Consider the following 26,477-nt stretch of genomic DNA (forward strand, 5'->3'; position numbering starts at 1 on the left):
TGGTGTTTTTAAATTTATTCTTCTTCGTGAAGCGCATAAATCTGAGCTAGGTTTCTTCCTTCTTGAGCGTAGTCTAAACCATAGCCTAGAACAAACTTAGTAGGGATTTCGAAGCCTACATAATCCACTTGAACATCATGCTTGGTAGCTTCTTTTTTATGCAACAAGGTTATTACAGATACGGATGCTGGATTATGCTTCTTCATTTTTTCAACCATGTATTTCATAGATAGGCCAGTATCTACAATATCTTCTACCAATATCACATGGCGACCTTTTACTTTCGCATCAATTTCTTTGAGTTCAGTAACCTGTCCTGAAGAAACTTTTTCATCGCCGTAGCTTGAGAGTTTCATGAAATCTACCTCACAGGGGATGGTAACACTGCGCATTAAATCGGCAAGAAAGATAAAAGCGCCGTTTAGGATGCCAATAAAAATGGGATGCTTGTCTTCAAAATCCTTGTCCAGTTTTTTTCCAAGCAATTCTATGCGTGCATCAATTTGCTCTTTCGTGATAAAAACTTTGAATAATTCCCCGTTGCAATCCACGGATTCTGGTAAATAAAAACTCATAACTTCTCTTTTAATCTGATGGAGAGATATTGCTTCGTATCTCCATCTACTTTTACTAATTCTGAAATCATTCCCAACCCATTTTTTGTAGGCTCAGGATAAATAATAGCGTAAATAGTACCATCTGTTCCGCATAATACCAAAGATTTATCGCGTAGTGCGTTTGGTATTTTTCGGTTTGTAAGGTGATCCGCAACCGTTTGAGTGCCTTGCATTCCTAAGGGCTGCAAGCGATCTCCTGATTGCCAATTTCGAACTTCTAGGGGCCACATTAAACTATCCGCAGAAAGATAAAACTCTGAACACTTAGAAGTGGAATAATTAAACAGGAAATTTTCAACTTCAACTGTGGTGGATTCTTCGGACGTTGGCCGCTCAATTTGGAAACTCTTTGAATCTGAAGCTTCATCAAATTCTACTACGGTCAATCCCTCTCTTTCTCTCACTATTTTTATAGAGGGGCTATAAACTACACTAGATCCAACTTGTGCCGAGTGTAACGATTGAATTTCCTGAAGTTGACCTGCACTTACATCCACCTTGTGTTGTCCTAAAAATCGTTTTAGTAAGGCTTTACTAACGGCCTCTGTTTCCAATTCAAAAATCTGAAGTGGGAATGTAATATTGGATTCGTATTTGCTTTCAATGGATGCCAAAGACTCATCCATTAACGCGCCCCAATCCTCTAATTTTAGCACATTTTTTTTCCAGCCCGGAAGCAATGCGTCCATTTTCTCAGCGAGTTCATTACGGATGAGGTTTCGGGCATATGCACTTTTTTGATTAGAGCTATCCTCCCGAAATGGAATAGCATGTCCTTTACAATACTGAAGTATCTCTTCCTTGGTAAATCCCAATAGCGGACGAGCAATGGTCCCATCAAAAGCTGACATACCTTGCCATGCTTCAGGTCCACTTCCTCTAAATACTTTTTGCAATATGGTTTCTACTTGGTCGTCTTGATGGTGAGCAACTAAAATTGCTGAGGCGCCCTCTGCATCCATCAAACCTTTAAATATGTTGTACCGCTGATCTCTCGCCCATTGTTGAAAATTCTGCCCTTCAGCTTTACGGCTGTCTAATTGAACAGAACAACATTCCATTCCCCACTCAAAGGCCATGCCTTCCACAAGTTCTTGATCTAAATCAGAATCTTTACCTCTTAAACCGTAATTCACATGAACTACGAATACTTTTTCTTGAAGGGAATGAAGTGCATGAAGTAGAGCCATTGAATCAGCTCCGCCACTCACACCCACAATTAATGAAGATCGTTGGGGTAGAGTAGAATCTAGAAAGGCGGCTAAGGTATATTTAATTGGGATGGACTCTGACTTGCTCATAGGCAAAAGTATTCACTTCAAGGTCCTTATTCAACACTTGAAGTGCACCTGATTCATTCATTCCCAAAAACTTAAAACTATCTGGCTGCATATCGCCCTCTACTTCTAAATGCACCCACTTCCCGAACCCAATTAACTTTGGATTAATTTCCTTCACTAATTCCACGTTTGAAGCCGTCCACCGATGATAGTTGTGTTCGATACGTGTTAATAGTTCAGCTAAAAGCTCTTCTCTCGACCAACTTTTTCCTGTAATAGTGGCCAAAGACCCCGCTGTTTCTTTTAACTCCTTCGGATATTGAGTTTGATTTACATTCAACCCAATTCCTACAACCACCCGGTCTACTTTACTTCCATTGAATACTACTTCTGTAAGTAAGCCTGCTATTTTCTTGGAACCTACATACACATCATTGGGCCACTTCAAGCTAATTTCATCATCGCCTAAGTTTTTTTTCAAAATATCTTCAATGGCAGATGCGCACGCTAAAGTAAGTAATGTAATGCGGTCTGAAACAGGCGGTTTAAAAACCAAACTAAAGGTTAAGTTTTGATTAGGCTCGGTACTCCATGTTTTGGCATGCTGTCCTTTCCCTTGTGTTTGTTTATCCGTTAACACAAGGGTTCCAGCCATAGCTTCTTTTGAACTCAAGCCTTTGGCGTATTCATTGGTAGAACTTACTTCATCTAAATAAAGTAAATTTTGGCCCAGCCAAGACGTTTGTAGTGTTTTTTCGAAGGTGTTTGAATCGAACAAGGGGTTCCTGTTTTTCTACACTTCCGCTAGTTTACTTTTCAGAATATCAATTTTAGCGATTGGTGTAGGGTCAATTTCATTTAATAGCGCTAGATACATACTTATCCAGTCACCAAGTTGAATTAATGAGAATAGTCGAGCTAATCTACTTTTACCGATTGTAGTAACTTCAATAACAGAAAGTGCTTGATCTACAATCAGTTCTTTCACGATTTCCATGCGCTTTATAACACGTGGATTGTCATCTCGATCTTTCAACATTACTACTGTTAACCTACCTGCTAGATGTGCTAAATGTTCCCAACCTACAATCTCGTTATGGTTCATTTCTGGGAAAGTATTGCCGTAGGCTAAGGTTTTTGAGTTTTCTTCAAATTGTCCTCTCCACCTTAAATTCACAGGCTCCATCAATAAGGCATCGGTATAAATGATGGGTAAACTACCGTTCATCTCCTCGGCTAAAGCAAGGGCATCATTGGATGTGAAATCTTTGAATTTCGTTACACCGTCTTTCAGTAAGTCTAGGGTTTCATTCAGTACATCATCCGACTCATCTAGAAATCCGAGTGCAGAAAATATTCTAAATAGTGGCACAAAACTATAGGCTAGCGCAGCTCGTGGTGGCATCCCCCCAGGAATTTGAATGTAATCAAAACCCTCACTTATGGCCTTTTTTTGAAGGTTTCCACCTGAAGTAACCCCAATAACTTGAGCTCCTTTTTCTAATGCATTTGAAAGTGCAGTGAGTGTTTCTTCCGTATTTCCTGAAAAACTACATGCTATAAACAGGGTCTCTTCAGAAATATAACTCGGCAATTCATAATGGCGCACTACTTGCACTGGCACCGGACAAGATTTCAACGAATAAGCTCGTATTAGGTCCGCACCAATTGCAGAACCACCCATTCCAGCGAAGCATACATTCTTTATGCGAGAAACATCCACAGATAATTCTACTTCTTGAGTTTGCTCCATTATTTGTTGCCAATGTGTTGGGAATGCTTCCATAAGCCCCCACATATTTTCACTATCTACACGTTCTATTAATTGTTGATTAATCTTCATTAATGGAGTCTCCACTCTTCAAACTTTGCTTTTATTTCTTCAGTTGTATTAGCGTTTAAAAAATATTGAGCTAACTCACCGAAATCTTTGTCAATATGACTAATTAATTCTTCTTTTACTTTTGGTATTGAGGCCGTGATCATACTTAAGTTTCTAACTCCCAATCCGTATAAACCACAAGCTCCTAAAACATCTCCTGCTAGTTCACCGCAAACGGTCACCTCGGTATTGGTGCTCTCACCAGCATCTACTACTACTTTAATCAATTTCCATAAAGCAGGGTGTTGTTGCTGATATAACCCACAGATTTTTTCATTGCCACGGTCTACGGCTAATGTATACTGTGTAAGATCATTCGTACCAATACTCATAAAATCTACTTCTTTGGCAATCTCTTCAGCCATGAGAGCCGCACTTGGTACTTCAATCATTACACCGATTTTCAAATCTGCGTCCGTCTCTATACCCTCGTCTTCTAATTCTGACCGTACTTGTTCAAGAAGTGTTTTAAACTGAATCACCTCTTCCAACATCGAAATCATGGGTACTAATATTTTCAACCTACCTTTGTGAAATCCTGAACAGGTGAGTAATGCCTTTAATTGATTTCGCAACAAGGTTTTCTCATCTAGCAGCATCCGAATACCTCGCCACCCTAAAAATGGGTTTGCTTCTTCAGCAATACGAGAGTCAATTTTATCCCCACCAACATCAAATAGGCGAACGGTTACTTCACCCTTCACACTCTTCAGAACTGATTCATAAAATGAAGTTTGCTCCTCGTTTGAAATCTTATTCTGAAATAAGAGCCCTTCCGTTCTTAACAAACCAATCTGTTCGGCATTGTACTTTTTAAGGTTTCCAAGTTCGGACTCAAATTCTATGTTAGCCGCTAAATTAAAAGAGGTATTTGATTTCGTTTTATTAGGCTCAGATAGGTTCTTAAGTAATCGCTTCTGAGACCTCTTCAACTTCTTTAATTTCTTTTTGTAGTAATCGAGTGCTTCATCGTCCGGGTTTAGAATAAGCTTACCTTCTCTACCGTCTAGTATAGCTGTGCCTTTTTTAGACTTCCGAAGCGCATTGGGAGCATTTACAACACAAGGTATTTGAAGCGATTGTGCAATTAGGGCTGCATGAGAAGTCACCCCACCTCGCTCCATCACTATTCCAGACAATCCACTTTCGTGATAGCTCACTAATTCAGTTGGGCTTAGGTCTTTTGCTACTAGGATATCACCCTTCTTCAATTTGATCTCATTGTCCTCTTTACACATGTGATCAATGAATCGGTCTCTGAGATTTTCTAAGTCAACAATTCTTTGCTGAAATAGCTCAGATCCACTTTCCTTAAGTCGTTCAATAAATTCACAAAAGGTATGGTACACTGCATAATCGCCCGACATCAATTTATTTTCGATGACGTCTACAACCTTACGTTCAATCTCAAGGTCTAAGGCAATTTGCTTCTGCGTTTCAATGATTGAACGAGAAGTCGAATCAAGATAACCCAGCATTTCATCCAGTTCGGATACTAGTGTTGTGCGAGCCTTAACGAAAGCTTGTTTGTGCAACTCACAGTCTGCAGATGTAATTTCTTTGGGTAAAACTTTTCGACGAGTGTTATCAAGGGGTACTAGTTCACCTATAGCAATCCCAGGGCTTGCGGAAATCCCGTCAATAGTTTGAAGGGCTTCAACATCCATATTACTCATCCTCAAATCCGAACTTATCCTCTATGAGCTGGCAAATAGTTTCCATGGCTTTCTCTTCATCTGGCCCATTAAACTCTAATTCCAATTCAGCACCATGTTCAGCAGCTAGGGTCATAACACCTAGAATACTCTTACCATTAACTTTGTATCCATACATGTGTATGTAAAAATCTGATTTAAATTTACTGGCGTGCTTAACCAATGTGGCTGATGGGCGCGCATGCAAACCAGAGGAATTCTTTATGGTAATTTTCTTCTTTATCATAATGGTGTAAATAGCTGTGCAAAAATGAGTATTATTTCAATAATATCCCAGTATCAAAGCTTTTTTTGATTCTTCGATTAACCTTTCGCTTAATCTTTCTTAAATTCAGCATTATTTCAAACTTGTAAGAGAATTATGTCCGTATCAGAAAAAGACGTTCACTATATAGCAAACCTAGCCAGGCTGCAGGTAACCGATGAAGAAGCTCAATCTTATGCTAAGGATATGAGTAATATCTTAGAATATATGGAGCAATTAAATGAAGTGAACACGGATAATGTGGCTCCTTTAGAACACGTAATCGATTTAGATAGCCGATTCCGAAAAGATGAAGCAAAGGAACCGCTTTCTCATGAAGACGCTCTTAAAAATGCTCCCGATGCTGATTCAGATTACTTCCGTGTACCAAAAGTGATCGAATAATATGAGTAGTAATACAGACTCTTCCCCATTGGGCTTTTTTTACAAGCTATCTGAAACCAAGCAACACCTTATAGCGCTAGCTATTTTATTCTTGGTGCCCTTCTTCATGTTCACCGAGATTACTATTGGCGGCAAAGAACTTCAGCGCCATGATACAACCCAATTTAGAGCGGGTGTTGAGTCTGTTTATGAATACCGTGAGGAATTCAACGAAGACCCACTATGGGTTGAAAACATGTTTATGGGCATGCCTGCATATGTGGTATCTGTTCAAAAAGTAGTTCCCTACATCGATGTGTTTTATAACATTCTGAAACCCATTTTCCCCGCTTTCCAGCACTGGGTTATGCTGTCAGGTATGTATGTGTTACTTGTGATGATGGGGTTTTCGCCTCTTATTGCGCTTTTTGGGAGTTTCGCATTCTCCCTAACATCGTACCTCCCCATAATTATTGGAGCGGGCCATAATACCAAATTTGCAACCCTAGCCTTTGCTCCATGGATTATCGCAGGCTACTGGAAAATAAGTAGATCACATAATCTGTTAGCCGGTTTATTATTGTTTACCGTTGCAATGACACTTAATGTGCGGGCGCTACATCCTCAGATCACCTACTATTTTATGTTTTTATTGGGGTTTCTTTGGTTATCTGATTCTTGGGTTCAACTCAAGCAAAAAGAGTATAAAGCCTTTGCCACCATCACGCTTCTACTGATAGTTGGTGGCATTGTGGGCATTCTTGGTTATGCTCAACAATTCTTAACTCTTCAAGAATATGCTGAGTACAGTATTCGTGGAGGCTCTGCCTTAGATAATACATCGGGATTATCCACAGGATATGCATTTGCATGGTCGCAAGGCATTAAAGAAACACTTACACTTTTTGTAGCTGAATTATATGGAGGAGCCAGCCCAACTTACTTTGGGCCGAAATCATTTACTTCTGGCCCACATTATTTAGGAGCTTTACTACTTCCGTTTATTATCATCGCGCTTCTCAAAAATAGAAACAGAACGATGTTGGTGTTCCTCTTTACAGGAATCTTAGCCATGTTCTTTTCATGGGGTAGCAATTTCGCTTTACTTAATGAAGCCGCATTTGATCTAATACCTTACTTCAACAAATTTAGAGCTCCAGAAACGTGGTTAATCTTAACTGCATTCTGCTTTACTGTTGTTGCTGTTTATGGCCTTCAATGGACCGTTGACACTATCAAAGAACACAAGGATAGCTTCAAAAAACTATACCCTGCTTTGGGAATTACTTTGGGAGTATTCCTCCTTCTTTTTGTTCAAGTAAAGACTATGGACTACACCAAAGATGGTGAAATTGATAATATTGCCAATCAAATTGCACAGCAGAATCAAGTAAGTCCGAATAACCCTCAAGTACGCCAACAAGCAGCTCAATACGTCCAAGCTAATATCGTTCCAGATCGAGAAGAGGCCGCTAACCGTGATGTTCTAAGAACTGGGTTCTTTCTACTTATTGGTGGAGCGATTCTCTTTTTAATGTCGAATAGAAAAATATCCTTATCGATTGGCTTATTGGCTTTACTAATCACTTTAGGCGCCGACCTCATAACTGTAGGCAAACGGTATATTCCTGAACGTCAAATTGTGAATAAAAACATTAACACTGAGCGTTACATCGAATCTCAGAAGAGGGATATCGACCAGTATATTATTGATAATGTTTCCAAAGGCGTTTACGAAGAACGTGTATTCCCTCTCTTAGATGGAGCATTCCAAAATGCGATTCCTTCTTATTTCTACCCAACAATTGGTGGATATACCGGAGCAAAACTAAGTATCGTGGCTGATTTACAACAAAATGGCGGACCACTTTACAAAGGCAATGGTGGGCTTAACCTTCCGCTACTTGGCGCCTTAAACATCAGGTATATTACTTATCAGCCTGGATTAAATATTGAAGGGCTCACACAAGTTTATCAAGGCAATCAAGGTGCTGTTTACGAAAATGAGTATCTATTAGCTCGCGCTTATTTTGTGGATTCCTTGGTAGTAGCTAATTCCCCACAAGAGGCCTTTAATTTCGTCGACCAACCAAATGTTGATTACAGCAAAGTTGCCGTTGTTGAAGGTATTAGCTCTTCAGAAATACAAACATCATCTGACAGTTTAAGCTCCGTTGAATTCATTCAATACAATGGCGCTAATATGGAGCTGAATGTATCCCGATCTACTCCTGGATTCTTAGTACTCAGTGAAATTTATTACCCTGCTGGATGGAAGGCTTATTTAAATGACGAAGAAGTAGAGATACATAAAACGAATTATGTACAAAGAGGTATTCAAATACCAGCTGGTAACCATACATTGAAATTAGAGTTCAAACCAACATCCTATGAATTAGGGGTTACTTTATCTTGGGCTTCAATACTCATTCAACTTGGACTTGCTCTTTTCCTAGGTATCACTTATTTCAGAGGAAAAAATAAAGCGATTGAATCCTAAAAAAGTACTCATTCTAACCTATTACTGGCCTCCAAGTGGAGGCTCAGGGGTCCAAAGGTGGGTCAAGTTTTGTAAGTATCTTCCAGACTTTGGCATTGAACCAATAGTACTTACCGTTCAAAATGGGACATATCCACTTTTAGATACGTCCCTTCAAAATGAGGTAGCACACAACCTAGAGGTTCATAAAACCAATAGCATTGAGCCCTATCATTTATTTTCAAAATTTACAGGGAAAAGTGTCAAGCAGGTATCAAACCCGTCTAATGCATTCAATACAAATGGCAGCTGGAAACAAAAACTCGGAGTCTGGTTAAGGTCCAATTTCTTTATTCCCGATGCTCGTTTAGGATGGGTTCCTTCTGCTCGTAAGAAAGCAACTGAGATTCTGGAAGCAAATGATATTGATACAGTAATTACCACTGGTCCACCAAATTCAACTCACCTTATTGGTAAATATTTAAAAGAGAAAAAATCTTCCTTAAGATGGATTATGGATATGCGTGACCCTTGGAGTCAGATATTCTATAACAAATCGCTACCTCGTGTGCCCTTAGCTTCTCACATCGACCTACATTTAGAAACACAATGCCTAAAAAAAGCAAATGAAGTGGTTGTGATATCTAACAAGATGCTAAAGCTTCAAACTAAGATAGTTAATCGCTCTTATACGGTGATTACGAATGGCTTTGATCATTCAGATTTCACCAACACGGTTGAATCCAAATCATCCGATTTTTTTACTATCAAATATGTTGGAAGCATGTCGATTAATGCCATCCCGCATAATTTTTTCAAAGCTATTTCAAAATTGCCTGCGCAATTGAAATCAAAGCTAAAGATTCAGTTTACGGGTACTTATTCTTCTGAAATCCATTCTATTATAAATCAGTATGGAGTCTCAGAATTGATAGAGTTTCAAGATTACTTGCCTCATTTAGAGGCTAAGAAAGAAATGAAAAATGCCGATCTCTTATTATTAACCATACCAAACACCACTGATAGTGAGATTTTAACGACAGGCAAAATCTTTGATTATATAGCTTCTCAAGTACCTATAATTTGCATTGGGCCACTTAAGGGTGAAGCAGCTTTTATCATAGATGAATATCAGTTAGGTAGAACTTATGATTATGATGAGGTTGAGGCACTGAGTAAGGATTTGGAAAGTGCTGTAAACGAAAACAACTTCCCTTATCAAAAATGGGAGACCGATTTACAGCATCATCCTTTTTCTAGGCTTTCATTAACTAAGGTGTATGCGAACCTTGTACATAATCAAGCTTAGCTATGATTATCATTGATCGTCCACTCACTCCCAATGAAACTGCTGAAGTCGATGGACTTCAAGTATATCATGTTCCTTCTACTCAAGAATCTAAGAGCCATAACGCTTCGCGCATTTATGATTGGATAGATACCATTGATAAGCTAGGAATCAAGGAACAAAGTCCAGTTCAATTTTTTAATTGGAATGGGAAATCCTTTTGGTTACATATTCGAGCTAGACTATTTAATCGATTACTTGAACATGCTCAGTTTTTAGATCAGATTTCAGATTTAGAACATTTACTCATTGAAAAGCCCACCATTTACACTACTGCTGAACGAGCTAAATATTGGAAAAAATGGAGCACACACAGTCAACTTATTTACCAAGAGCAAAGTACTCCATCATCTCCTGCTAAAAGTAGCAATAGAAAGAGGTTTTTTAATGCTTTCAAAGGTCTATTCAATAAAAAATTAACACCAACTAATTCCGTAGAATATCTATTCTATTCACCGTCTAGAAACACACTTAACATTGATGGTAAATTGCACGACAAAACCTTTCAATTGCTTTATGATGATTTGGGTGACAAAGCACTTAGAATAGAATATCAGATTCTTCCCCATTACATCCCTGCCACTACCAATCCTGATTTTTTTAATTCACCTAGGAAATCGCCTACCATTGCTAGCGATACCGCTCTACTTTCACATATTCTAAGGAAACCTTGGTTGGGGTTCGAGGCTATCTTATTGCTTATTCGGTATAATAGTCGGTACTGTAACTATATGTCTGAATTTAAATTTGAATATAGAGATGAAGTTTGGACTCAATTGATAAATGAACTCATATCTTCCTTTAAAATGTCGGTTGTTCAACTGCTATTATTTGAATCCTTATTTAGTGAATTAATGCAACGCTATCAACCAAAGGCAGTGATAGCAACCGGCGAAAGCAACGGTATTGGACGTTCTTTTGTGGAAGCGGCAAAGAATCATAGCATTCCTACTTTTGGTGTGCAACACGGCGATCTTCCTCCAAATAATATTGATTACAGATACAGTGAAGAAATAGCACCTAATGCTAAAACAGACTATTTCTTTTATTGGGGGGAAGAATCTAAAGTGAACTTAATGAAACAGGCGCTTTATACTCCTGATCAGTTAATCCCTGTTGGTCAACTTGAATTTGAACAAATTAAAGCTCGCATTACAGTCAATGAAGAGGTAGAGCAATTCAAAAAGAAAGCCCCCTACCCTGTAGTGCTTTTTGCATCTCAGCCACAACAAAGTAGTGATAGCAGAACAAAAACGGCCTATGCTTTGGCATCCTTTTGCGCAAACAACCAATTAGCATGTGTATTAAAATTGCACCCTGCTGAACAACGAGATGGTTTACATCAAAAAGCATTTGATGAGCTTGGAATTGGGGATCGCATCATTGAGGTTAACGACGACATTTACAACCTTATTTACTCCACAGATTATACCTCTACATGCTACTCAACTACAGCCTGGGAAGCCATGTCGATGAAAAAGCCCGTGATTATCATCGATCCACTTGAATTGGATCTGCTTGGGCTCAAAGATGAAGGGTCCATTTATTACATTGGCAGCGCCACACCAATGCCGTTTGAACAATGGAAGGAAAAAATTAATCGTCATGTTAACCATGCCTATTCTTTAAGTTATCAAAAACTAGGCGACAGAGAAAGCTCTCCTTCTCAGAAAGTCTTAGGATTCATTAACTCAGTAATTAATCGCTAATGGGTATCATTGTACGCCAAGGTATATTTAATGCACTGTTCTCATATGTTGGAGCAGCTATTGGCTTTGTGCTTACTCTGATTATTTATCCTCAGATATTAACCACCGAGCAATATGGCCTTACTCGTGTATTACTATCGATTAGCATACTAGCTGTTCAGTTTGCGACTTTGGGAACACGTTCTTCGATGGTTAAATACTTCCCCTATTTTAAAGAATCCAAAGATGAAAGTACTTTTACTTTATTCTTCTCTTTTACGCACTTACTAGGTTATGCGGTAATCATTGCAGTTTTTTATGTATTCAAAGATGCTCTTTTAGGATACTTTATTGAGGAATCACCTTTACTATCCTCTTACTTCGATCTATTACTGCCGCTCATTTTCTTCAACTTATTCTTTACGTTTTTTACCTCATATGCACGTGTTTACCACTCAACTGTAGTACCTTCGTTTATAAACGATATAGTACTACGAGTACTGATTATAGCTTTACTTTACTCTTACTTTTTTGGCTGGATAGACTTTCAATTATTCATCTATCTGTTTGTAGGCTTATATGGAATAGTTATGCTTGCTCTAGGTATGTACCTAATTGTGGCGTTGAGGCCTAAAATTTCTTTTTCATCTATTCTACCGAATCTCAAAATACGTGGTGATATCATTCGATACTCTATGTATGCCTTTTTAGGAGGGATTACTACGGTAATCATTGGTCGAATTGACATCATCATGTTGAGTTCACTTACAGGCCTATCGGATACGGGCATATACTCCATCGCTTTCTACATTGGAGCCGTTATCGCTATTCCAGTTCGGGCATTAGACAAAATCTCCTTCCCAATTATTGCCGATGCTTTTAAATCGAACAATATGGAAGAGGTGCAAACGATCTATAGAAAAAGCTCCATCAACCAACTCATAGCAGGGTCGTTATTGTACATTGGAGTATGCGCTAACCTCCATAACTTGATGAATATTTTACCCCCCGAGTATCAGGGTGGAGAATGGGTGGTAGTTATTATTGGCTTTGCTTACTTATTCGACATGGCCACGGGTGTGAATGGCGCTATTCTCATATCCTCAAAGTATTACCGCTACGATTTATACATTAACCTAGCACTGGTGATTGCGGCAATTACACTAAATGTACTCCTCATTCCTATGTATGGAATTATCGGGGCAGCGATAGCTACTACTGCATCCATATTTTCATACAACACCTTCAAATATCTCTTTATCCGATTTAAACTAGGTATGTCCCCTTTCGGTAAAGAAACCCTTCAATTAGTTATTTTGGCAGGAAGTATACTTGCTCTAAATTTTCTATTTGAGCCCATGCAATCTCTTTTCGCTGATCTGATTTTACGATCTGTGATTATGGCTCTGGTATTTGGCATTGGTGTTTATACGCTAAAACTTTCTGAAGATGCCAATAGAGTGATTAATAAGTTCTTGAATAAACTCAACTAGCTCAAGAAACTGTCCCTCACTACCCTTATCTTCACCCTTCAATTTTAAAACACAGTTACAGATGGCGAAAGCAAAGTACACCACACATCTTGGTATGGTCGATATTCTTCCAGATGAATCTCCTAAATGGCGAGCATTGGAGCAGATTATCCATGAGGAAGCGGCCCGTTATAATTTTGAAGAGATTCGTACTCCAATTATGGAGCAAACTGAACTCATAAAACGCGGTATTGGTCAGCTTACAGATATCGTTACCAAAGAGATCTTTGCATTCACCAAAGGCGACAGCAACTATGTGTTGCGCCCAGAATTAACAGCTCCAGTTGTACGCTCATACGTTCAACACCATCTTGCACAACGTGGCGGTTCCCAAAAGCTATACTATATCGGCCCCATGTTCCGTGCCGAACGCCCCCAAAAAGGACGGCAACGTCAGTTCCATCAGTTCGGAGTAGAAGTTATTGGAAGTGGTGACCCGGTAGCTGATGTAGAGTGTATCGCTTTTATGATGAGCATCTACAAGCGTGTTGGCATTAAAAACTTCAACTTAAAGCTGAATTCTGTTGGAGACCCTGAAAGCCGTGAGCAATACAAAAACGTTTTAAAGGACTATCTGCGTCCTAACCTCAACCAATTAAGTGAGCTCTCGCAAAAACGTTTTGAAACCAATCCAATGAGAATCCTAGATTCAAAGGAAAAGGAAGATCAAGAGTTCATCAAGAATGCGCCTGTTATTGGCGATCACTTAAACGAAGACTCTGCGGCGCACTTCAAAAAAGTGTGTGACTTATTGAGTTCACTCGAAATAGGGTACACCATCGATCCGCTTCTCGTACGTGGTATGGATTACTATACTCGTACTGCCTTTGAATTAACCAGTCCAGATTTAGGCTCTCAAGATGCTCTTGCTGGCGGTGGTAGATATGACCTACTTGTTGAAGAGATTGGTGGCCAACCTACCCCTGCCGTTGGATTTGCTGCCGGTATGGAACGACTTTTCATAGCTTGTGAAGAACTTGATATCAGCCTTGCAGAACCTAAAACGGTAGATGTATTCATTGCTACTTTAGGGGATACTGCCCGAGATTGGGCCGTAAAAACGCTACCTGTTTTACGCGACCGTGGTGTATCAGCTACTATGGATTATCTAGGACGTTCACTGAAAGCTCAGATGAAAGATGCCAACCGAGAAAATGCGCGTTACGCACTTATTGTAGGCGATAACGAACTCGAAGCTGGTAAATTTACGCTTCGTAATATGCATGAAAGTGATGAAGAGCAGCTCGATTTAGAACAAATCATTCAAAAAGTAGCTCACTTATCAAACGATTAGTTAGGATTCTGAGTTATCGAATCTTATAATCCCAAAAAAGAGAACACTAAACTCAATCTTGTATGTCGGAGTATATTCTTGTAGGACTTAGCAGCGTATTAGCACTTGGTATATCAGCTCAATGGTTAGCTTGGAAAACTAAATTACCAGCCATTCTATTACTTTTAGGGTTTGGTATTATTGCTGGCCCAGTAACGGGTTTACTTGACCCTGATAAGCTCATGGGCGATATCTTAAGTCCATTTGTATCTATTTCAGTAGCCATTATCCTATTTGAAGGAGGGTTAAGTTTAAAGATGTCCGAGTTCCGGAAAATTGGCGGAACCGTGATAAAGCTTATCACTATTGGTGTGGTTGTAACTTGGGTGCTGGCTTCACTCGCATCTCTTTACTTCTTAGGCTTAGGCCTTGAGCTCTCTGTGCTGTTTGGTGCCATACTTATTGTAACGGGACCGACCGTAATCATTCCACTTCTTCGCCAGGTTCGCCCTACCGAAAAGGCCGGTTCTGTTGTTAAATGGGAAGGAATTGTAAACGATCCAATTGGCGCGATGATGGCCGTATTGGTGTTCGAAGTAATTGTAGCTGGTGGTTTTAGTAATATTTCTGGCCATGCAGGGCTTATCATTGTTCAAACCTTAGCATATGGTACTTTCTTCGGTGGAATTGGTGCTGGTATTATGTACTTCATGCTGAAAAAGCATTGGATACCTGATTACCTCCAAAACCCCGTTACGTTGATGATTGTAGTAGGTGTGTTCGTTATTTCGAATCACTTACAGCACGAGTCGGGCTTACTTACAGTAACGGTAATGGGTATCATCCTTGCCAACCAAAAGAGTGTTCGCGTTAAACACATTATCGAGTTCAAAGAGAACCTTCAGGTACTCCTTATCTCTGCACTATTCATCCTACTTGCATCTCGCTTAAAGACCGAGCATTTAGAGTATTTCAACTGGGAAGCTGCGGGTTTCCTTGCCGTTCTAATCCTAATTATTAGACCTGCATCTATTTTCCTATCCACTATAGGTTCCAATCTTAGTTTTAAAGAAAAGACCTTTATTGCTTGGATGGCTCCAAGAGGTATTGTAGCAGCGGCTATCTCAGCCGTTTTTGCACTACGCCTTGAACAAGAAGGTTATGCAGCTGCAGAACAACTGGTGCCTTATACCTTCATCGTAATTATTGCTACGGTAACTATTTACGGACTAAGCGCTAGCCCCCTCGCTCGTTTCCTTGGTGTAGCTAAAGAAGAACCGAATGGTGTACTTGTAGTCGGCGCTCATAATTGGGCACGTATGATGGCCCAAGCATTGAAAGATTTTGGATTCAAAGTATTGGTAGCTGATTCAAACTGGGAGAATATCTCAAAAGCTAGAAAGTCTGGATTGAACACCTATTACGGTAACATTCTTTCAGATTATGCCATGGATGAAATCGAATTTGATGGCATTGGAAAAATCATGGCTATGACTCCCAACGATGAAGTGAACTCACTTTCAGCCATTCGCTTCTCAGAAATCTTTGGTTCAAGCCAAGTGTTTGAACTAGTGCCTCGCTCAAGTGCGAGTAAACGAGAAGTGGAGTCGAACGAGTCGCTAGGCGGACGTGCACTCTTCTCAAAAGATATGAATTTTGATAAAATCGACAGCTTCTCACGCAATGGAGCTTCAATCAGAAAAACTCCTCTTACGGCTGAATTCACCTTTGCTGACTATCAAAAGCATTATGGTGAACAAGCTATTCCTCTGTTTGTTGTAACAGAAGAAGAGACCGTTGAGCCATTCTCATTAGATAATCCACCATCTCCACAGCCGGGCAACATTATTGTTGGTTTGGTTTCTAATGATGCGCCTGATGCAAAACCTGTTGATGTTGAATCTAATGATGAACCTAACCCTACCTTACCCGAGTAATGTTTTCTGAAACAAGGATCTCTCAGTTTAGAGATCATACCACGCCGTTTTACTTTTACGACTTAGACGTACTGAAGCAAACATTACAGCAAATTGATAAACATGGTATTCGAAAAGGATACCATGTTCATTTTGCACTAAAGGCGAATCACCAACCTCGCATATTAGAAGAAATACGTAAAGCAGGCTTAGGTGCCGACTGCGTGAGCGGTGGTGAAGTGCAACGCGCTTTAGATTGTGGGTTTGAGCCTCACCAAATTGCTTTTGCCGGTGTTGGAAAAAGAGATAGTGAGATCAACCTAGGCTTAGAGCACGACATCTTTTGCTTTAACTGTGAGTCGGTACAAGAGCTTCAGGTAATCAATGAATTAGCTGAAGCTAAGGATTGCACCGCTCGAGTAGCACTTCGTATCAACCCGAATGTAGATGCGAAAACACACAAGTATATCACAACGGGCTTGGACGAAAACAAATTCGGCATCAACGAGGAAGACCTTCCACTAATATTCGAATTACTGCCAACGCTTAAGCATATCGACTTAATCGGCATTCATTTTCATATTGGATCTCAAATTGAAGAGCTAAAACCATTCCGTGAGTTATGCGATCGTGCTAATTCGCTGAATCAAGTTTTCTCTGATAAAGGCATTCAACTTAAAGTGATTAATGTGGGTGGTGGCTATGGTATCAACTACGCTGATCCCGACGGCAACGCCATACCTGACTTTGAACACTTCTTTGGCTTATTTGACGAACATCTCAATCTTCGCGATGATCAAGAATTGCACTTTGAATTGGGCAGATCTGTAACCGGACAGTGCGGAAGCTTAATTACCGAAGTGCTGTATACCAAACATGGTCGCCAAAAGAACTTCGCCATCATTGATGCTGGCATGACAGAGCTAATACGCCCTGCGCTCTATCAAGCTAAACACAGTATTCAATTACTTACCCCCATTTCCACCGAAACAGATACCTATGATGTGGTTGGGCCTATTTGTGAGAGTTCAGATACCTTTAGAACCGATCTTGAATTCCCGAAACTGGAACGTGGTAACTTGCTCGCAATTCGTAGCTGTGGTGCCTACGGTGAAGTGATGAAAAGTCAATACAACCTTCGTCAGGGAATCGATAGCGTATTTTCAGTAGACCTAGATTAACTAAGTTTGCCAGCGATAAATCCGGAGGTCCAAGCTGCCTGAAAGTTAAAGCCTCCGGTTACCCCATCTACATCCATAACTTCGCCTGCGAAATACAGATTAGGCTGCACTTTGCTTTTCATTGCTTTGATATCAATGTCCGACAATGATACTCCGCCACAAGTCACAAACTCTTCTTTGAATGTAGTTTTTCCTTCTACTTGGTAAACGTCGTTGGTTAGTACATGCACTAGTCGATTGATGTTCTTCTTACCCATGTTCATCCATATCATGGTTTCATCAATTTCGATTTTTGAGATCAAAAAATCCCATAACCTTGATGGCAACCCAAATGGGTTTACATTGCGAATCTTTTTCTTGGGAGCTGAGTCCACCACTTTTCTCAACTCGGCTCTGATATCCTGCTCACTTAAGCTCCCCGTCCAGTTAATGAGTACTTTGAAGGAATAATCTAACTCATGTAAGATTCGAGCTCCAAAAGCTGACAGTTTTAAAATGGCTGGACCACTCATCCCCCAATGCGTGATAAGCAAAGGTCCTTCACTGCTCAATTTAGTCCCCATTACTTTCGCAGATACTGGTTCCGCTACAACTCCCATCAAATCTTTGATAGGTTCTTTGGGCATATTAAAGGTAAACAAAGACGGCACCGGTTCCTCAATGACATGCCCTAAATCGCGTAACCAATCAAATCCTTCTGTTCGTGGGCTTCCCCCCGTTGCTACAATCACCTTGTCCACTTCTTTAGTTTCGCCACCTTTAAACCCCAACAACCAACCTGAATCTATTGGTTTGAGTCGCTTTATAGACGACTGCAACTTTACCCCTATCCCTAACTGCTGCACTTCACCCATCAACGTATCTATAATGGTTTGGGAATCATCAGTGATGGGAAACATTCGTCCATCTTCTTCGGTCTTTAGCTCCACCCCTCGCTCATTAAACCATGCTACCGTATCGGTTGGTGAAAAAATCCCAAATGCCTTGCGAAGTGGTTTTTCACCTCTTGGATAAAACTTAACGAGCTCACCAACTTTGAAACAATGATGGGTTACATTGCATCGCCCTCCCCCTGATACTTTCACTTTAGAGAGCACTTTGTTGGAACGCTCATAAATGGTAACGCTTGCATCGGGATGATGATGCTTAACTGAGATAGCACTAAAAAAACCGGCGGCACCGCCACCTATTACAGCAACTTTCATTTTTTAACCACAAAGATACCATTAATTCATCCACTTTGAGTACTAAATTGGTCGATTTTAATAGCAAACAGTGCCTAGGAACTTAATTCAGAATCTGGAATGCAATACGCCATAAGAAGCCTTATTTTCTGCACCTAATTAATTACAGCATGGATATACACGTACTCAAATTTGGCGGCACCTCAATGAATGATCATCAAACCTGGAAAAAGGTTCTTGAGATCATCAAAAGTTATGAACATCCCATTGTGGTGGTGTCGGCTACAGCCAAAACTACACGACAACTCATTGAAGCTGGTGAACTCGCTGGCTCAGGAAACTTGGATGCAGCTAGAGAGATTTCAGCTTCTATACACCAACGACATTTAGACTTGGTGAAAAATTTCTTGGATGAAAATCCTCATGCTAAAAATGCACTTATACTTGAAAGCTGTACGCTGAAGCTTGAGCAAAAAATTGGCTTCCTAAACAAACTGCTTAGCTATTGCCATAAGCTCAATGATTTAACACCTAGTTTGAAAGACGCCATTGCCGCCGTGGGTGAGCAAATCAGCTCATATCTACTGGCACAATGTGGATTAGCTACTGATCAACTCACGCAGTTTGTGGATGCTAAAAAAGTTATCAAAACGGATTTAACCTATGGTAATGCCAAACCAAATCTAGGGTTGATCAATCAAAAAATTGAATCCCTTATCACCATTATGGAAGGAGGCTTCACTCCTATTATTGGTGGATTTTATGGGGAAGCTCAAGACGGAACTACCACTACTTTAGGATTTGAAGGATCTGATTATTCCGCAAGTCTTATTGGGGGAGCGGTTCACGCTACCACTATTGAAATTTGGACCGATGTGAGTGGTGTTTTTACAAGCGACCCAAGGTATATCAAGAATGCTACACCATTAGCTGAACTGAGTTATTTCGATGCTACAGAGATGGCATACTTCGGTAGTAAAGTACTCCACCCATCTACCTTAAAGCCCGCACAAGAGCGAAACATCCCTGTGTTGGTGAAAAACATGTTTAAGCCGGAAGATACAGGCACTAAGATTATTCGGGATTCCATAAGCGACCGTGATGCTCTTGCCATTTCGTTTAAGGATAATATGGCTCTACTTACCATCAGCGCTTATGAAACGGTGATGGGCTACAACTTTCTACGCAAGGTTTTCAAAGTTTTAGAAGATCATAAAATCACAGTGGATGCAGTTAACACCACAGAAGCATCCGTGACTATCGCGCTAACAAACTCTCTGGATCTCGATGAGTTTACCAAAGCATTTATTGAAGTGGGCCAAGTGAGCGTTCAGAACAGTAAAGGGTTAATTAGTATCATTGGTTGCAATCTTTCACAGTCAACTGATTTGACCAACAGTATTTTCAAACCACTGAAAGCCTTACCACTTGATATGATTTCCTTCAGCAAAGAGAAGCGTATCATCAATATGGTTGTAAATGAAGACGAGATGATTACATCGGCTCAAGCAATACACGATACTCTTTTTGGCTAGTATATAATTTAATAATCACTTTCAAAACTCAACTACCCACTTGCTACAACTTGAAAAGATATCCCTTTCTTTAGGTGAACGTGACCTTCTCGATGAAGTATCCACTCTTATCAATCCGGGAGAACGAATTGGTTTAGTTGGTCCCAATGGTGCGGGAAAATCTACCCTGCTAAAAATCATTATGGGGCTACGTGAAGCCGATGGTGGCAAAGTGATATTGAGTAAAGAAGAGACCTTGGGTTACCTCCCACAGGATGGTGTTGATCCTGATTTCACCCTAACGGTTGTAGAAGAAGTGGAAACGGTTTATAAACCACTTTTTGAGCTCGAACAGAAGGTTAAAGATTTACAGGTTCAGCTTGGAACCACAGCACCCGATTCAGCCGAGCACGAAAAACTAATGGAGCGCTATGGTGAGCTTCAAACAAAATTGGAAGCTTCAGGTTTATACACGCTTCGTTCTGATGTTGAAAAAGTGCTAATGGGATTAGGTTTCAAAGATAGTGACTTCAACCGCTCTACTTCTGAGTTCAGTGGGGGTTGGTTAATGCGTATAGCCTTGGCCAAACTGCTTCTTAAAAAGCCCACTTATTTACTGTTAGATGAGCCTACCAATCACTTGGATATCGAATCGCTACAATGGATGGAGAACTTCTTAAATAGCTATGAAGGCGCCGTAATTGTAGTATCTCACGATCGTGCTTTTTTAGATACCATTACCACCCGAACCCTGGCTCTTCGCAGGGGTTCATTAAGCGATTACGCTGGTAACTACACCTACTATGAGAACAAGTGGGAAGAAGAACGCGAGCTTCTTATCAACGCCCAGAAAAACCAAGAAAAGCAGCTTAAGGAAACAGAAGAGTTTGTGGAACGCTTTCGATACAAAGCTTCCAAAGCACGACAAGTTCAAAGTCGCATTAAGCAGCTTGAGAAGATAGACCGTATTGAAGTTGAGGATGAATTAGCCAACGTTTCATTTAGTTTTCCATCGCCCGAACGCAGTGGCTTGGTGGTGATGCGACTCGAGAATATCCAAAAAAGCTATGGCTCGAACGTAGTATTCGATGGGCTTGATTATGAAATTGAACGCGGCGATAAAATTGCCGTTGTGGGTCCAAATGGGGCTGGTAAGTCTACCATGATCCGAATTCTAGCTGGCTTAGAAGAATTCCAAGGCGGAGACCGCATCGAAGGCCATAAAGTAAGTACCAATTACTTTGCACAGCATCAGGCCGAAGACTTAAACCTGAATAAAGACCCGCTCGAAATCATGATGGATGCGGGTTCCGGAGAAAAAGAAAGTCGACTTCGATCTATACTAGGTAGCTTTTTATTTACTGGCGACGATGTATTCAAAAAGGTAAAAGTATTATCAGGTGGTGAAAAGAGTCGGTTGGCCTTAGCAAAAATGTTACTGTCGCCTTCTAACTTTCTGATTTTTGATGAGCCTACCAACCACCTTGATATGAGCAGTAAGAACATCCTTCAGCAAGCCTTGCAGCAATATGAAGGAACCTGTGTGATTGTATCTCACGATAGGGCTTTCTTAGATCCTATCGTTACAAAAGTACTGGAAGTTCAACCACAACGCATCAAAACATACCTGGGCAACATCTCTTACTTCCTCGATAAAAAACGAGAAGAAGCAGAATTAGAGAAATCCCAAAATGATGGCAATGGTTCAAGCGGAAGTAACAACTCTTCGTCGGACGACAAACCCGCACTTTCTAGAAAAGAAGAGCGACGTATTGAAGCGGAACGCCGTAATGCTCTCAATAAGCGCATTGGACCGGTTAAAAAGAAACTTCAGCAAGTTGAAGAAGCCATTGAAAAAGCAGAAGAACGTAAGAATGAAATTGAAGCCATGATGGCTGAAACAGATTTCTATGACGATGCCGAAAAGGTGAAGAATACAACACTGGAATATGAACAATTAAAGATGGACCTTACAGCACACTATTCGCAATGGGAAGAATACGCGAATAGGATTGAAGTTATAGAACAAGAGCTCTCATAAATGGTACAACTACGTCTGGCTTTCGTATGGATAGCAATGGTGGCAGTAACCCTAGGTTGCTCTACTTCTAATAACACGATTCAAGATCAACCTGTTGAAGAACCCTCACCTACCCCACCGGTTCAACAGGAAAAAGTAGCCCCTCTTCACGAAATACGAGTTTTTATCAATGAACGAGTGGAATATATCTTTGTTAAGGAAGAAGGAAACTGGGAGGGGATTGTAAAACAGTATAGCACTAACAATCCTGATACTCGTCAGCTTGTAAGAACCATAGCTATCGAGCCTACCCAAGGCTGGGAAGACTTTGAGTTTATCTTAGAAGCGCTAGATATCTACGACATGGAAGATCAATCAAAGATTGAAAGCCGAAAATCAGGTCCAGTTACCAATATCTCAAGATCTTATAGAGTCAAGATCACAAAAGATGGTAAAACGCATACCTATCATTACTTCAATCCTGAAGCCGAAATGATTGACCATTGGCAGTCGCAACAAGTAGCTACTTTTGGCACCTATCTAGCCACCGAAATCAAAGTGATTGAAGAGGGGAGTTAAAGTAAAAAGCCTCGAAAATTTCCGAGGCTTTATAAACTATACCGCCATTTAGGTAGCAAAAATCTGGCTTTTGTCGCCAAATGCTTTGAACTCGAGGGCGTTACCACTTGGGTCTAAGAAAAACATAGTAGCTTGCTCACCCGGCTCACCTTTAAAGCGCACATAAGGCTCAATTATAAAATCTATACCCGCATTTTTTACACGCTCTGCAAGTGCTTCCCATTCATCCATATCGATAATAACCCCAAAATGACGAACCGGAACTCCTTTTCCATCCACCGCATTGGTAGCAGACTTCCCCGCTTCTTCTGGACTTAAATGTGCTACCACTTGATGTCCCCACATATTGAAATCAATCCACTGATCCGAACTACGGCCCGTGCTACAGCCTAAGATTTCAGTATAAAAAGTATGTGTTTCCTTTAAATCGGAAACCGGAAAAGCTAAATGAAAGGGTGCGATTGTTGAACTCATTATAAAATCATTCTGTTAGTTTGTTCTATTTCACGAGAATGTACACTTTATTTTTTGTTTTGTGTACCGTCTCAATCACTTGTTCATATAAAAGTTAGCCATGCCATCTAAAAAAATTACATTCACTGGATCTCAAGGACATAAACTTTCGGCTAAAATGGATTTGCCCGAGGGTGAACCCAAAGCCTATGCTTTATTTGCACACTGTTTTACCTGCTCCAAAGATCTTAAAGCGGTTGGCAATATCACTACTTCACTCGCTGAAATTGGCTATGCTACTTTACGGTTCGATTTCACAGGGTTAGGTCAAAGTTCAGGGGATTTTGAAGACACCAACTTCTCATCCAATATAGACGACTTGATCGCGGCTTATGAGTTTATGCAGCAAGAGTACCAAGCTCCTTCTGTGCTTATTGGTCACTCATTAGGGGGTGCTGCCGTGCTTCAGGCTGCACACAAAATGGACAAAGTACAAGCAGTGGCCACAATTGCCGCACCAGCCGACCCCTCACATGTGATAGAAAATTTTGAGATGAACTTGGAGGAAATCATGGAAAAAGGAGAAGCTAAAGTTCAACTCGAAGGTCGCCCATTTGTGATTAAGAAGCAGTTCATTGAAGACCTTGAAAAAGAACGGATGGAGCATACCATTAGCTCACTCAAACGAGCACTTATCATCTTTCACTCCCCAATCGATAACACCGTAGGCATTGATAACGCCTCTCAGATCTTCAACGCTGCAAAGCATCCACGGAGTTTTATATCTTTAGATACTGCCGATCACTTGCTTTCAAATAAAAGTGATAGCCTATATGTGGGCAAAGTTTTAGGTACATGGGCCGAACGCTATATCTGATGTAATTTCAGCAGAGCCTAAAGCTTTAATAGAAATCGATTTCAAAAAAAGCTTTACATTCCTGCATGACGGAAACTATAGACGCACTACGACTTAACCTTGGTAACGACGGGCTTATGGTGATGAATGTATCACTAGCCGTTATCATGTTTGGGGTAGCCCTTGAGCTAACTATACAAGATTTCAAAGACATCGCGAAAAACCCTAAAGCAACTTTTTTAGGGTCTGCTTCACAGTTTATACTCTTACCCCTTTTAACCTTCGTGCTTGTTTGGATTATGGAACCCGCACCAAGTATTGCTTTAGGCATGATGATGGTTGCGGCTTGTCCGGGGGGCAACATCTCTAATTTCTTTTCCCTACTAGCGCGTGGCAATGCAGCGCTCTCGGTGAGTATGACAGCCATCGCAACTTTATTCGCCATTATATTAACTCCATTAAATTTCACTTTGTGGGCCAGTCTATATCCCCCAACTCAAGCTATACTACAGGAAATAAGCTTAGACTTAGCCAAGGTATTCGAAATCATCGTTCTTATTCTCGGGGTTCCACTTGTTTTAGGAATGATAGTGCGACATACGAAACCGGTGATTGCAGAGAAATTGAGCCCATGGATAAAAGGTTTTGGTGTTGTATTTTTTGCGGGTTTTGTGATTGTAGCATTCATGATGAACTTTGACAGTTTCATTCAATATGTGGAGTTTGTATTTCTAATTGTAATGATACATAATGCAGTAGCTTTAGGCTCTGGGTATGGAATAGCTGCTTTAGCTGGCTTACCGTACGCTGATCGAAAATCAATATCTATAGAAACGGGCATTCAAAACTCAGGGCTCGGGTTACTTTTAATTTTTAATTTCTTTGATGGACTGGGCGGTATGGCCTTAATCACTGCTTGGTGGGGTATTTGGCATATCTTAGCAGGACTAACATTAGGTTGGTACTGGTCGGTTGGTAAAAAATCAATTCAACGCGTACTTACAAATGCGTAAAAACTTCTTATGGTATCACGCTATTCGCTATGGAGTAGCAGGAACAGGTTTAAAATTATTCTACAAAAAGATTCGAATAGACAACAAAAAGAAGGTTTATAAGGACAAGCCTTTATTGTTGGTACCGAATCATCAGAATTCCTTTATGGATGCAATGCTGATTACTACCAATCTGCATCGTAGCACCTCTTTTCTAACCAGAGCAAAGGCATTCAACACTCCTTTTATGAACTGGTTTTTGCGTTCATTAAACATGTTACCGGTTTATAGAGTGCGTGATGGGATGAGCAGTATCCAAAAGAACAATGCCATTTTTCAACGTTGTGTAGATCTATTGTCAGACAATGAATGCGTGCTGATTTTCGCGGAAGCTAATCATGATTTACGCCGAAGGTTACGTCCACTGAGTAAAGGGTTTACTCGCATTGCCTTTGATGCTGAAATTCAAAACAACTGGGAGTTAGATTTATACATTCAACCTGTTGGGGTAAACTACAGCGACCATCAATTATCTCGAAATGAAGTACGAGTGGTGTATGGAGATCCAATTCGTGTAGCTGATTTCAAAGATATTTATGAGGAAGATGAGCGTAAAGCTGCGAATGCACTTAAAAATGCAGTAGCCGAGAATCTGAAACCAATCATCATGCATGTGCAGAAACTTGACCAATACCCATTGGCTAAAGTAGCACTAGATGAACTTGAGCCCGTGCGAAAGAAAGTCGCTGACCCAGAGTACATGAATGCATTAGTGGCCAAAGTTGAAGCAGACCATACTCCCGAACTCATTCAAACAGCGGAAGAAATTTTGGAGACGGCTTCTGAATACGATCTAAACATTCGAAGGATTGCGGATGTTAAAAAACCACGTTGGAAACAAATTCTTCTTGCGCCCCTCTACTTCCTAGTTTGGATAAATAATGTAATTCCCTATCAACCCGTGCGAAGTGTTGTACGTGATAAAATCAAAGACAAAGCCTTTGACGCATCCATAAAATTCGTACTTGGGCTTACCCTATTCCCACTTTTTTATCTTTTTGTAACCATTATACTGCTGATAGCAGGAGTGCCTTTTTGGTATACTTTAGGCTACTTAGCATTTAGTTTAGCTACCTCTACCATGTTTAAAAGTGGTAATGAAGTATTACGCGACTTCAAACAAAATAAAAAGATCAAAGAATTTTCTTCGAAACATCCAGAGGTATATAACACTCTTGTTAAAAAGATTAAAACTATTCAAAACTATAGAGAACGACTTGTTTCTAGTGAATGAATGAATTTTTTTCACTGTTAAAAGTATAAAATCAATAACTAACAAA

The 26,477-nt window shown here is 40.3% G+C and carries 22 protein-coding genes; 14 read left to right on the forward strand and 8 right to left on the reverse strand.

Annotated features, from left to right (window positions below; all coding sequences use genetic code 11):
• Positions 1 to 14 precede the first annotated feature (14 nt).
• From hpt to B155_RS0110385, 6 genes are read right to left on the reverse strand one after another with little or no spacing between them, the layout of a single operon-like run.
• On the reverse strand, positions 15 to 575 hold the full coding sequence (gene hpt / locus B155_RS0110360; RefSeq protein ID WP_018128200.1) for a hypoxanthine phosphoribosyltransferase: 561 nt from the start codon (positions 573 to 575) through the stop codon (positions 15 to 17).
• On the reverse strand, positions 572 to 1,918 hold the full coding sequence (gene tilS / locus B155_RS0110365; protein ID WP_018128201.1) for a tRNA lysidine(34) synthetase TilS: 1,347 nt from the start codon (positions 1,916 to 1,918) through the stop codon (positions 572 to 574). The genes hpt and tilS overlap by 4 nt, the downstream gene beginning before the upstream one ends.
• Positions 1,890 to 2,675, reverse strand: coding sequence for a biotin--[acetyl-CoA-carboxylase] ligase (locus B155_RS0110370; protein WP_018128202.1), 786 nt, complete (start codon positions 2,673 to 2,675; stop codon positions 1,890 to 1,892). The genes tilS and B155_RS0110370 overlap by 29 nt, the downstream gene beginning before the upstream one ends.
• Positions 2,676 to 2,690: 15 nt before the next feature.
• Positions 2,691 to 3,740: a bifunctional phosphoglucose/phosphomannose isomerase gene (locus B155_RS0110375; RefSeq protein WP_018128203.1), complete on the reverse strand. Its 1,050-nt coding sequence runs from the start codon at positions 3,738 to 3,740 to the stop codon at positions 2,691 to 2,693.
• Positions 3,740 to 5,455: a phosphoenolpyruvate--protein phosphotransferase gene (ptsP, locus tag B155_RS13325; RefSeq protein WP_018128204.1), complete on the reverse strand. Its 1,716-nt coding sequence runs from the start codon at positions 5,453 to 5,455 to the stop codon at positions 3,740 to 3,742. Before ptsP ends, B155_RS0110375 begins: the two co-directional genes overlap by 1 nt.
• On the reverse strand, positions 5,448 to 5,720 hold the full coding sequence (locus B155_RS0110385) for an HPr family phosphocarrier protein (protein ID WP_018128205.1): 273 nt from the start codon (positions 5,718 to 5,720) through the stop codon (positions 5,448 to 5,450). Before B155_RS0110385 ends, ptsP begins: the two co-directional genes overlap by 8 nt.
• A gap of 135 nt (positions 5,721 to 5,855) precedes the next feature.
• Here B155_RS0110385 and gatC point away from each other — a divergent pair, with 135 nt between their 5' ends.
• The 8 genes from gatC (at position 5,856) to lysA (ending at position 17,539) form a co-directional block, all read left to right on the forward strand.
• Positions 5,856 to 6,143 carry an Asp-tRNA(Asn)/Glu-tRNA(Gln) amidotransferase subunit GatC gene (gene gatC / locus B155_RS0110390; protein WP_018128206.1) on the forward strand — a complete coding sequence of 96 codons (288 nt, stop codon included), beginning with the start codon at positions 5,856 to 5,858 and terminating at the stop codon, positions 6,141 to 6,143.
• Position 6,144: 1 nt separating this feature from the next.
• Positions 6,145 to 8,622 (forward strand): YfhO family protein, encoded by a 2,478-nt coding sequence (locus tag B155_RS0110395; protein WP_018128207.1) that lies wholly within the window; start codon positions 6,145 to 6,147, stop codon positions 8,620 to 8,622.
• On the forward strand, positions 8,612 to 9,910 hold the full coding sequence (locus tag B155_RS13330; protein ID WP_018128208.1) for a glycosyltransferase: 1,299 nt from the start codon (positions 8,612 to 8,614) through the stop codon (positions 9,908 to 9,910). Before B155_RS0110395 ends, B155_RS13330 begins: the two co-directional genes overlap by 11 nt.
• Positions 9,911 to 9,912: 2 nt before the next feature.
• Entirely contained in the window at positions 9,913 to 11,658 is a 1,746-nt protein-coding gene (locus B155_RS0110405; RefSeq protein WP_018128209.1) for a hypothetical protein, read from the forward strand.
• Positions 11,658 to 13,130, forward strand: a complete 1,473-nt coding sequence (locus B155_RS0110410) for an oligosaccharide flippase family protein (RefSeq protein ID WP_018128210.1) — start codon at positions 11,658 to 11,660, stop codon at positions 13,128 to 13,130. The genes B155_RS0110405 and B155_RS0110410 overlap by 1 nt, the downstream gene beginning before the upstream one ends.
• A gap of 61 nt (positions 13,131 to 13,191) precedes the next feature.
• Positions 13,192 to 14,463 (forward strand): histidine--tRNA ligase, encoded by a 1,272-nt coding sequence (gene hisS / locus B155_RS0110415; protein ID WP_018128211.1) that lies wholly within the window; start codon positions 13,192 to 13,194, stop codon positions 14,461 to 14,463.
• A gap of 62 nt (positions 14,464 to 14,525) precedes the next feature.
• Positions 14,526 to 16,379: a cation:proton antiporter gene (locus tag B155_RS0110420; RefSeq protein ID WP_018128212.1), complete on the forward strand. Its 1,854-nt coding sequence runs from the start codon at positions 14,526 to 14,528 to the stop codon at positions 16,377 to 16,379.
• Positions 16,379 to 17,539: a diaminopimelate decarboxylase gene (gene lysA, locus B155_RS0110425; RefSeq protein WP_018128213.1), complete on the forward strand. Its 1,161-nt coding sequence runs from the start codon at positions 16,379 to 16,381 to the stop codon at positions 17,537 to 17,539. Before B155_RS0110420 ends, lysA begins: the two co-directional genes overlap by 1 nt.
• Here lysA and B155_RS0110430 read toward each other — a convergent pair.
• Complete coding sequence (locus B155_RS0110430) at positions 17,536 to 18,744, reverse strand: BaiN/RdsA family NAD(P)/FAD-dependent oxidoreductase (RefSeq protein ID WP_018128214.1); 1,209 nt, start codon at positions 18,742 to 18,744, stop codon at positions 17,536 to 17,538. The genes lysA and B155_RS0110430 overlap by 4 nt on opposite strands.
• A gap of 149 nt (positions 18,745 to 18,893) precedes the next feature.
• Between B155_RS0110430 and B155_RS0110435 the strand changes: the two genes are divergently transcribed.
• Genes B155_RS0110435 through B155_RS0110445 form a run of 3 tightly spaced genes read left to right on the forward strand, consistent with a single transcriptional unit; the run spans position 18,894 to position 22,836 of the window.
• On the forward strand, positions 18,894 to 20,258 hold the full coding sequence (locus tag B155_RS0110435; RefSeq protein WP_018128215.1) for an aspartate kinase: 1,365 nt from the start codon (positions 18,894 to 18,896) through the stop codon (positions 20,256 to 20,258).
• A 40-nt stretch (positions 20,259 to 20,298) separates the two neighbouring features.
• Entirely contained in the window at positions 20,299 to 22,278 is a 1,980-nt protein-coding gene (locus B155_RS0110440) for an ABC-F family ATP-binding cassette domain-containing protein (RefSeq protein WP_018128216.1), read from the forward strand.
• Positions 22,279 to 22,836: a hypothetical protein gene (locus B155_RS0110445; RefSeq protein ID WP_018128217.1), complete on the forward strand. Its 558-nt coding sequence runs from the start codon at positions 22,279 to 22,281 to the stop codon at positions 22,834 to 22,836.
• Positions 22,837 to 22,884: 48 nt separating this feature from the next.
• Here B155_RS0110445 and B155_RS0110450 read toward each other — a convergent pair whose 3' ends face one another.
• The gene (locus B155_RS0110450; RefSeq protein ID WP_018128218.1) at positions 22,885 to 23,310 is read right to left on the reverse strand and encodes a VOC family protein; all 426 of its coding nucleotides are present in this window, start codon (positions 23,308 to 23,310) and stop codon (positions 22,885 to 22,887) included.
• A gap of 100 nt (positions 23,311 to 23,410) precedes the next feature.
• On the opposite strand from B155_RS0110450, the gene B155_RS0110455 reads away from it, so the two are divergent.
• The 3 genes from B155_RS0110455 (at position 23,411) to B155_RS0110465 (ending at position 26,431) form a co-directional block, all read left to right on the forward strand.
• Complete coding sequence (locus tag B155_RS0110455; RefSeq protein WP_018128219.1) at positions 23,411 to 24,166, forward strand: alpha/beta hydrolase family protein; 756 nt, start codon at positions 23,411 to 23,413, stop codon at positions 24,164 to 24,166.
• A 65-nt stretch (positions 24,167 to 24,231) separates the two neighbouring features.
• Positions 24,232 to 25,158, forward strand: a complete 927-nt coding sequence (locus B155_RS0110460; RefSeq protein ID WP_018128220.1) for a bile acid:sodium symporter family protein — start codon at positions 24,232 to 24,234, stop codon at positions 25,156 to 25,158.
• Entirely contained in the window at positions 25,151 to 26,431 is a 1,281-nt protein-coding gene (locus B155_RS0110465; protein ID WP_018128221.1) for a lysophospholipid acyltransferase family protein, read from the forward strand. Before B155_RS0110460 ends, B155_RS0110465 begins: the two co-directional genes overlap by 8 nt.
• The last annotated feature ends 46 nt before the right edge of the window (positions 26,432 to 26,477 follow it).

The organism is Balneola vulgaris DSM 17893 (genome assembly GCF_000375465.1).
Classification (GTDB): Bacteria; Bacteroidota; Rhodothermia; order Balneolales; family Balneolaceae; genus Balneola; species Balneola vulgaris.

Coding starts and splice junctions, on each gene's coding strand:
- B155_RS0110385 (WP_018128205.1), bottom strand. CDS start 5,720: ATGATAAAGAAGAAAATTACCATAAAGAATTCCTCTGGTTTGCATGCG.
- B155_RS0110435 (WP_018128215.1), top strand. CDS start 18,894: ATGGATATACACGTACTCAAATTTGGCGGCACCTCAATGAATGATCAT.
- B155_RS0110405 (WP_018128209.1), top strand. CDS start 9,913: ATGATTATCATTGATCGTCCACTCACTCCCAATGAAACTGCTGAAGTC.
- lysA (WP_018128213.1), top strand. CDS start 16,379: ATGTTTTCTGAAACAAGGATCTCTCAGTTTAGAGATCATACCACGCCG.
- hisS (WP_018128211.1), top strand. CDS start 13,192: ATGGCGAAAGCAAAGTACACCACACATCTTGGTATGGTCGATATTCTT.
- B155_RS0110410 (WP_018128210.1), top strand. CDS start 11,658: ATGGGTATCATTGTACGCCAAGGTATATTTAATGCACTGTTCTCATAT.
- B155_RS0110460 (WP_018128220.1), top strand. CDS start 24,232: ATGACGGAAACTATAGACGCACTACGACTTAACCTTGGTAACGACGGG.
- B155_RS0110450 (WP_018128218.1), bottom strand. CDS start 23,310: ATGAGTTCAACAATCGCACCCTTTCATTTAGCTTTTCCGGTTTCCGAT.
- B155_RS0110465 (WP_018128221.1), top strand. CDS start 25,151: ATGCGTAAAAACTTCTTATGGTATCACGCTATTCGCTATGGAGTAGCA.
- B155_RS0110455 (WP_018128219.1), top strand. CDS start 23,411: ATGCCATCTAAAAAAATTACATTCACTGGATCTCAAGGACATAAACTT.
- tilS (WP_018128201.1), bottom strand. CDS start 1,918: ATGAGCAAGTCAGAGTCCATCCCAATTAAATATACCTTAGCCGCCTTT.
- B155_RS0110375 (WP_018128203.1), bottom strand. CDS start 3,740: ATGAAGATTAATCAACAATTAATAGAACGTGTAGATAGTGAAAATATG.
- ptsP (WP_018128204.1), bottom strand. CDS start 5,455: ATGAGTAATATGGATGTTGAAGCCCTTCAAACTATTGACGGGATTTCC.
- B155_RS0110420 (WP_018128212.1), top strand. CDS start 14,526: ATGTCGGAGTATATTCTTGTAGGACTTAGCAGCGTATTAGCACTTGGT.
- hpt (WP_018128200.1), bottom strand. CDS start 575: ATGAGTTTTTATTTACCAGAATCCGTGGATTGCAACGGGGAATTATTC.
- B155_RS0110445 (WP_018128217.1), top strand. CDS start 22,279: ATGGTACAACTACGTCTGGCTTTCGTATGGATAGCAATGGTGGCAGTA.
- B155_RS0110395 (WP_018128207.1), top strand. CDS start 6,145: ATGAGTAGTAATACAGACTCTTCCCCATTGGGCTTTTTTTACAAGCTA.
- B155_RS0110430 (WP_018128214.1), bottom strand. CDS start 18,744: ATGAAAGTTGCTGTAATAGGTGGCGGTGCCGCCGGTTTTTTTAGTGCT.
- gatC (WP_018128206.1), top strand. CDS start 5,856: ATGTCCGTATCAGAAAAAGACGTTCACTATATAGCAAACCTAGCCAGG.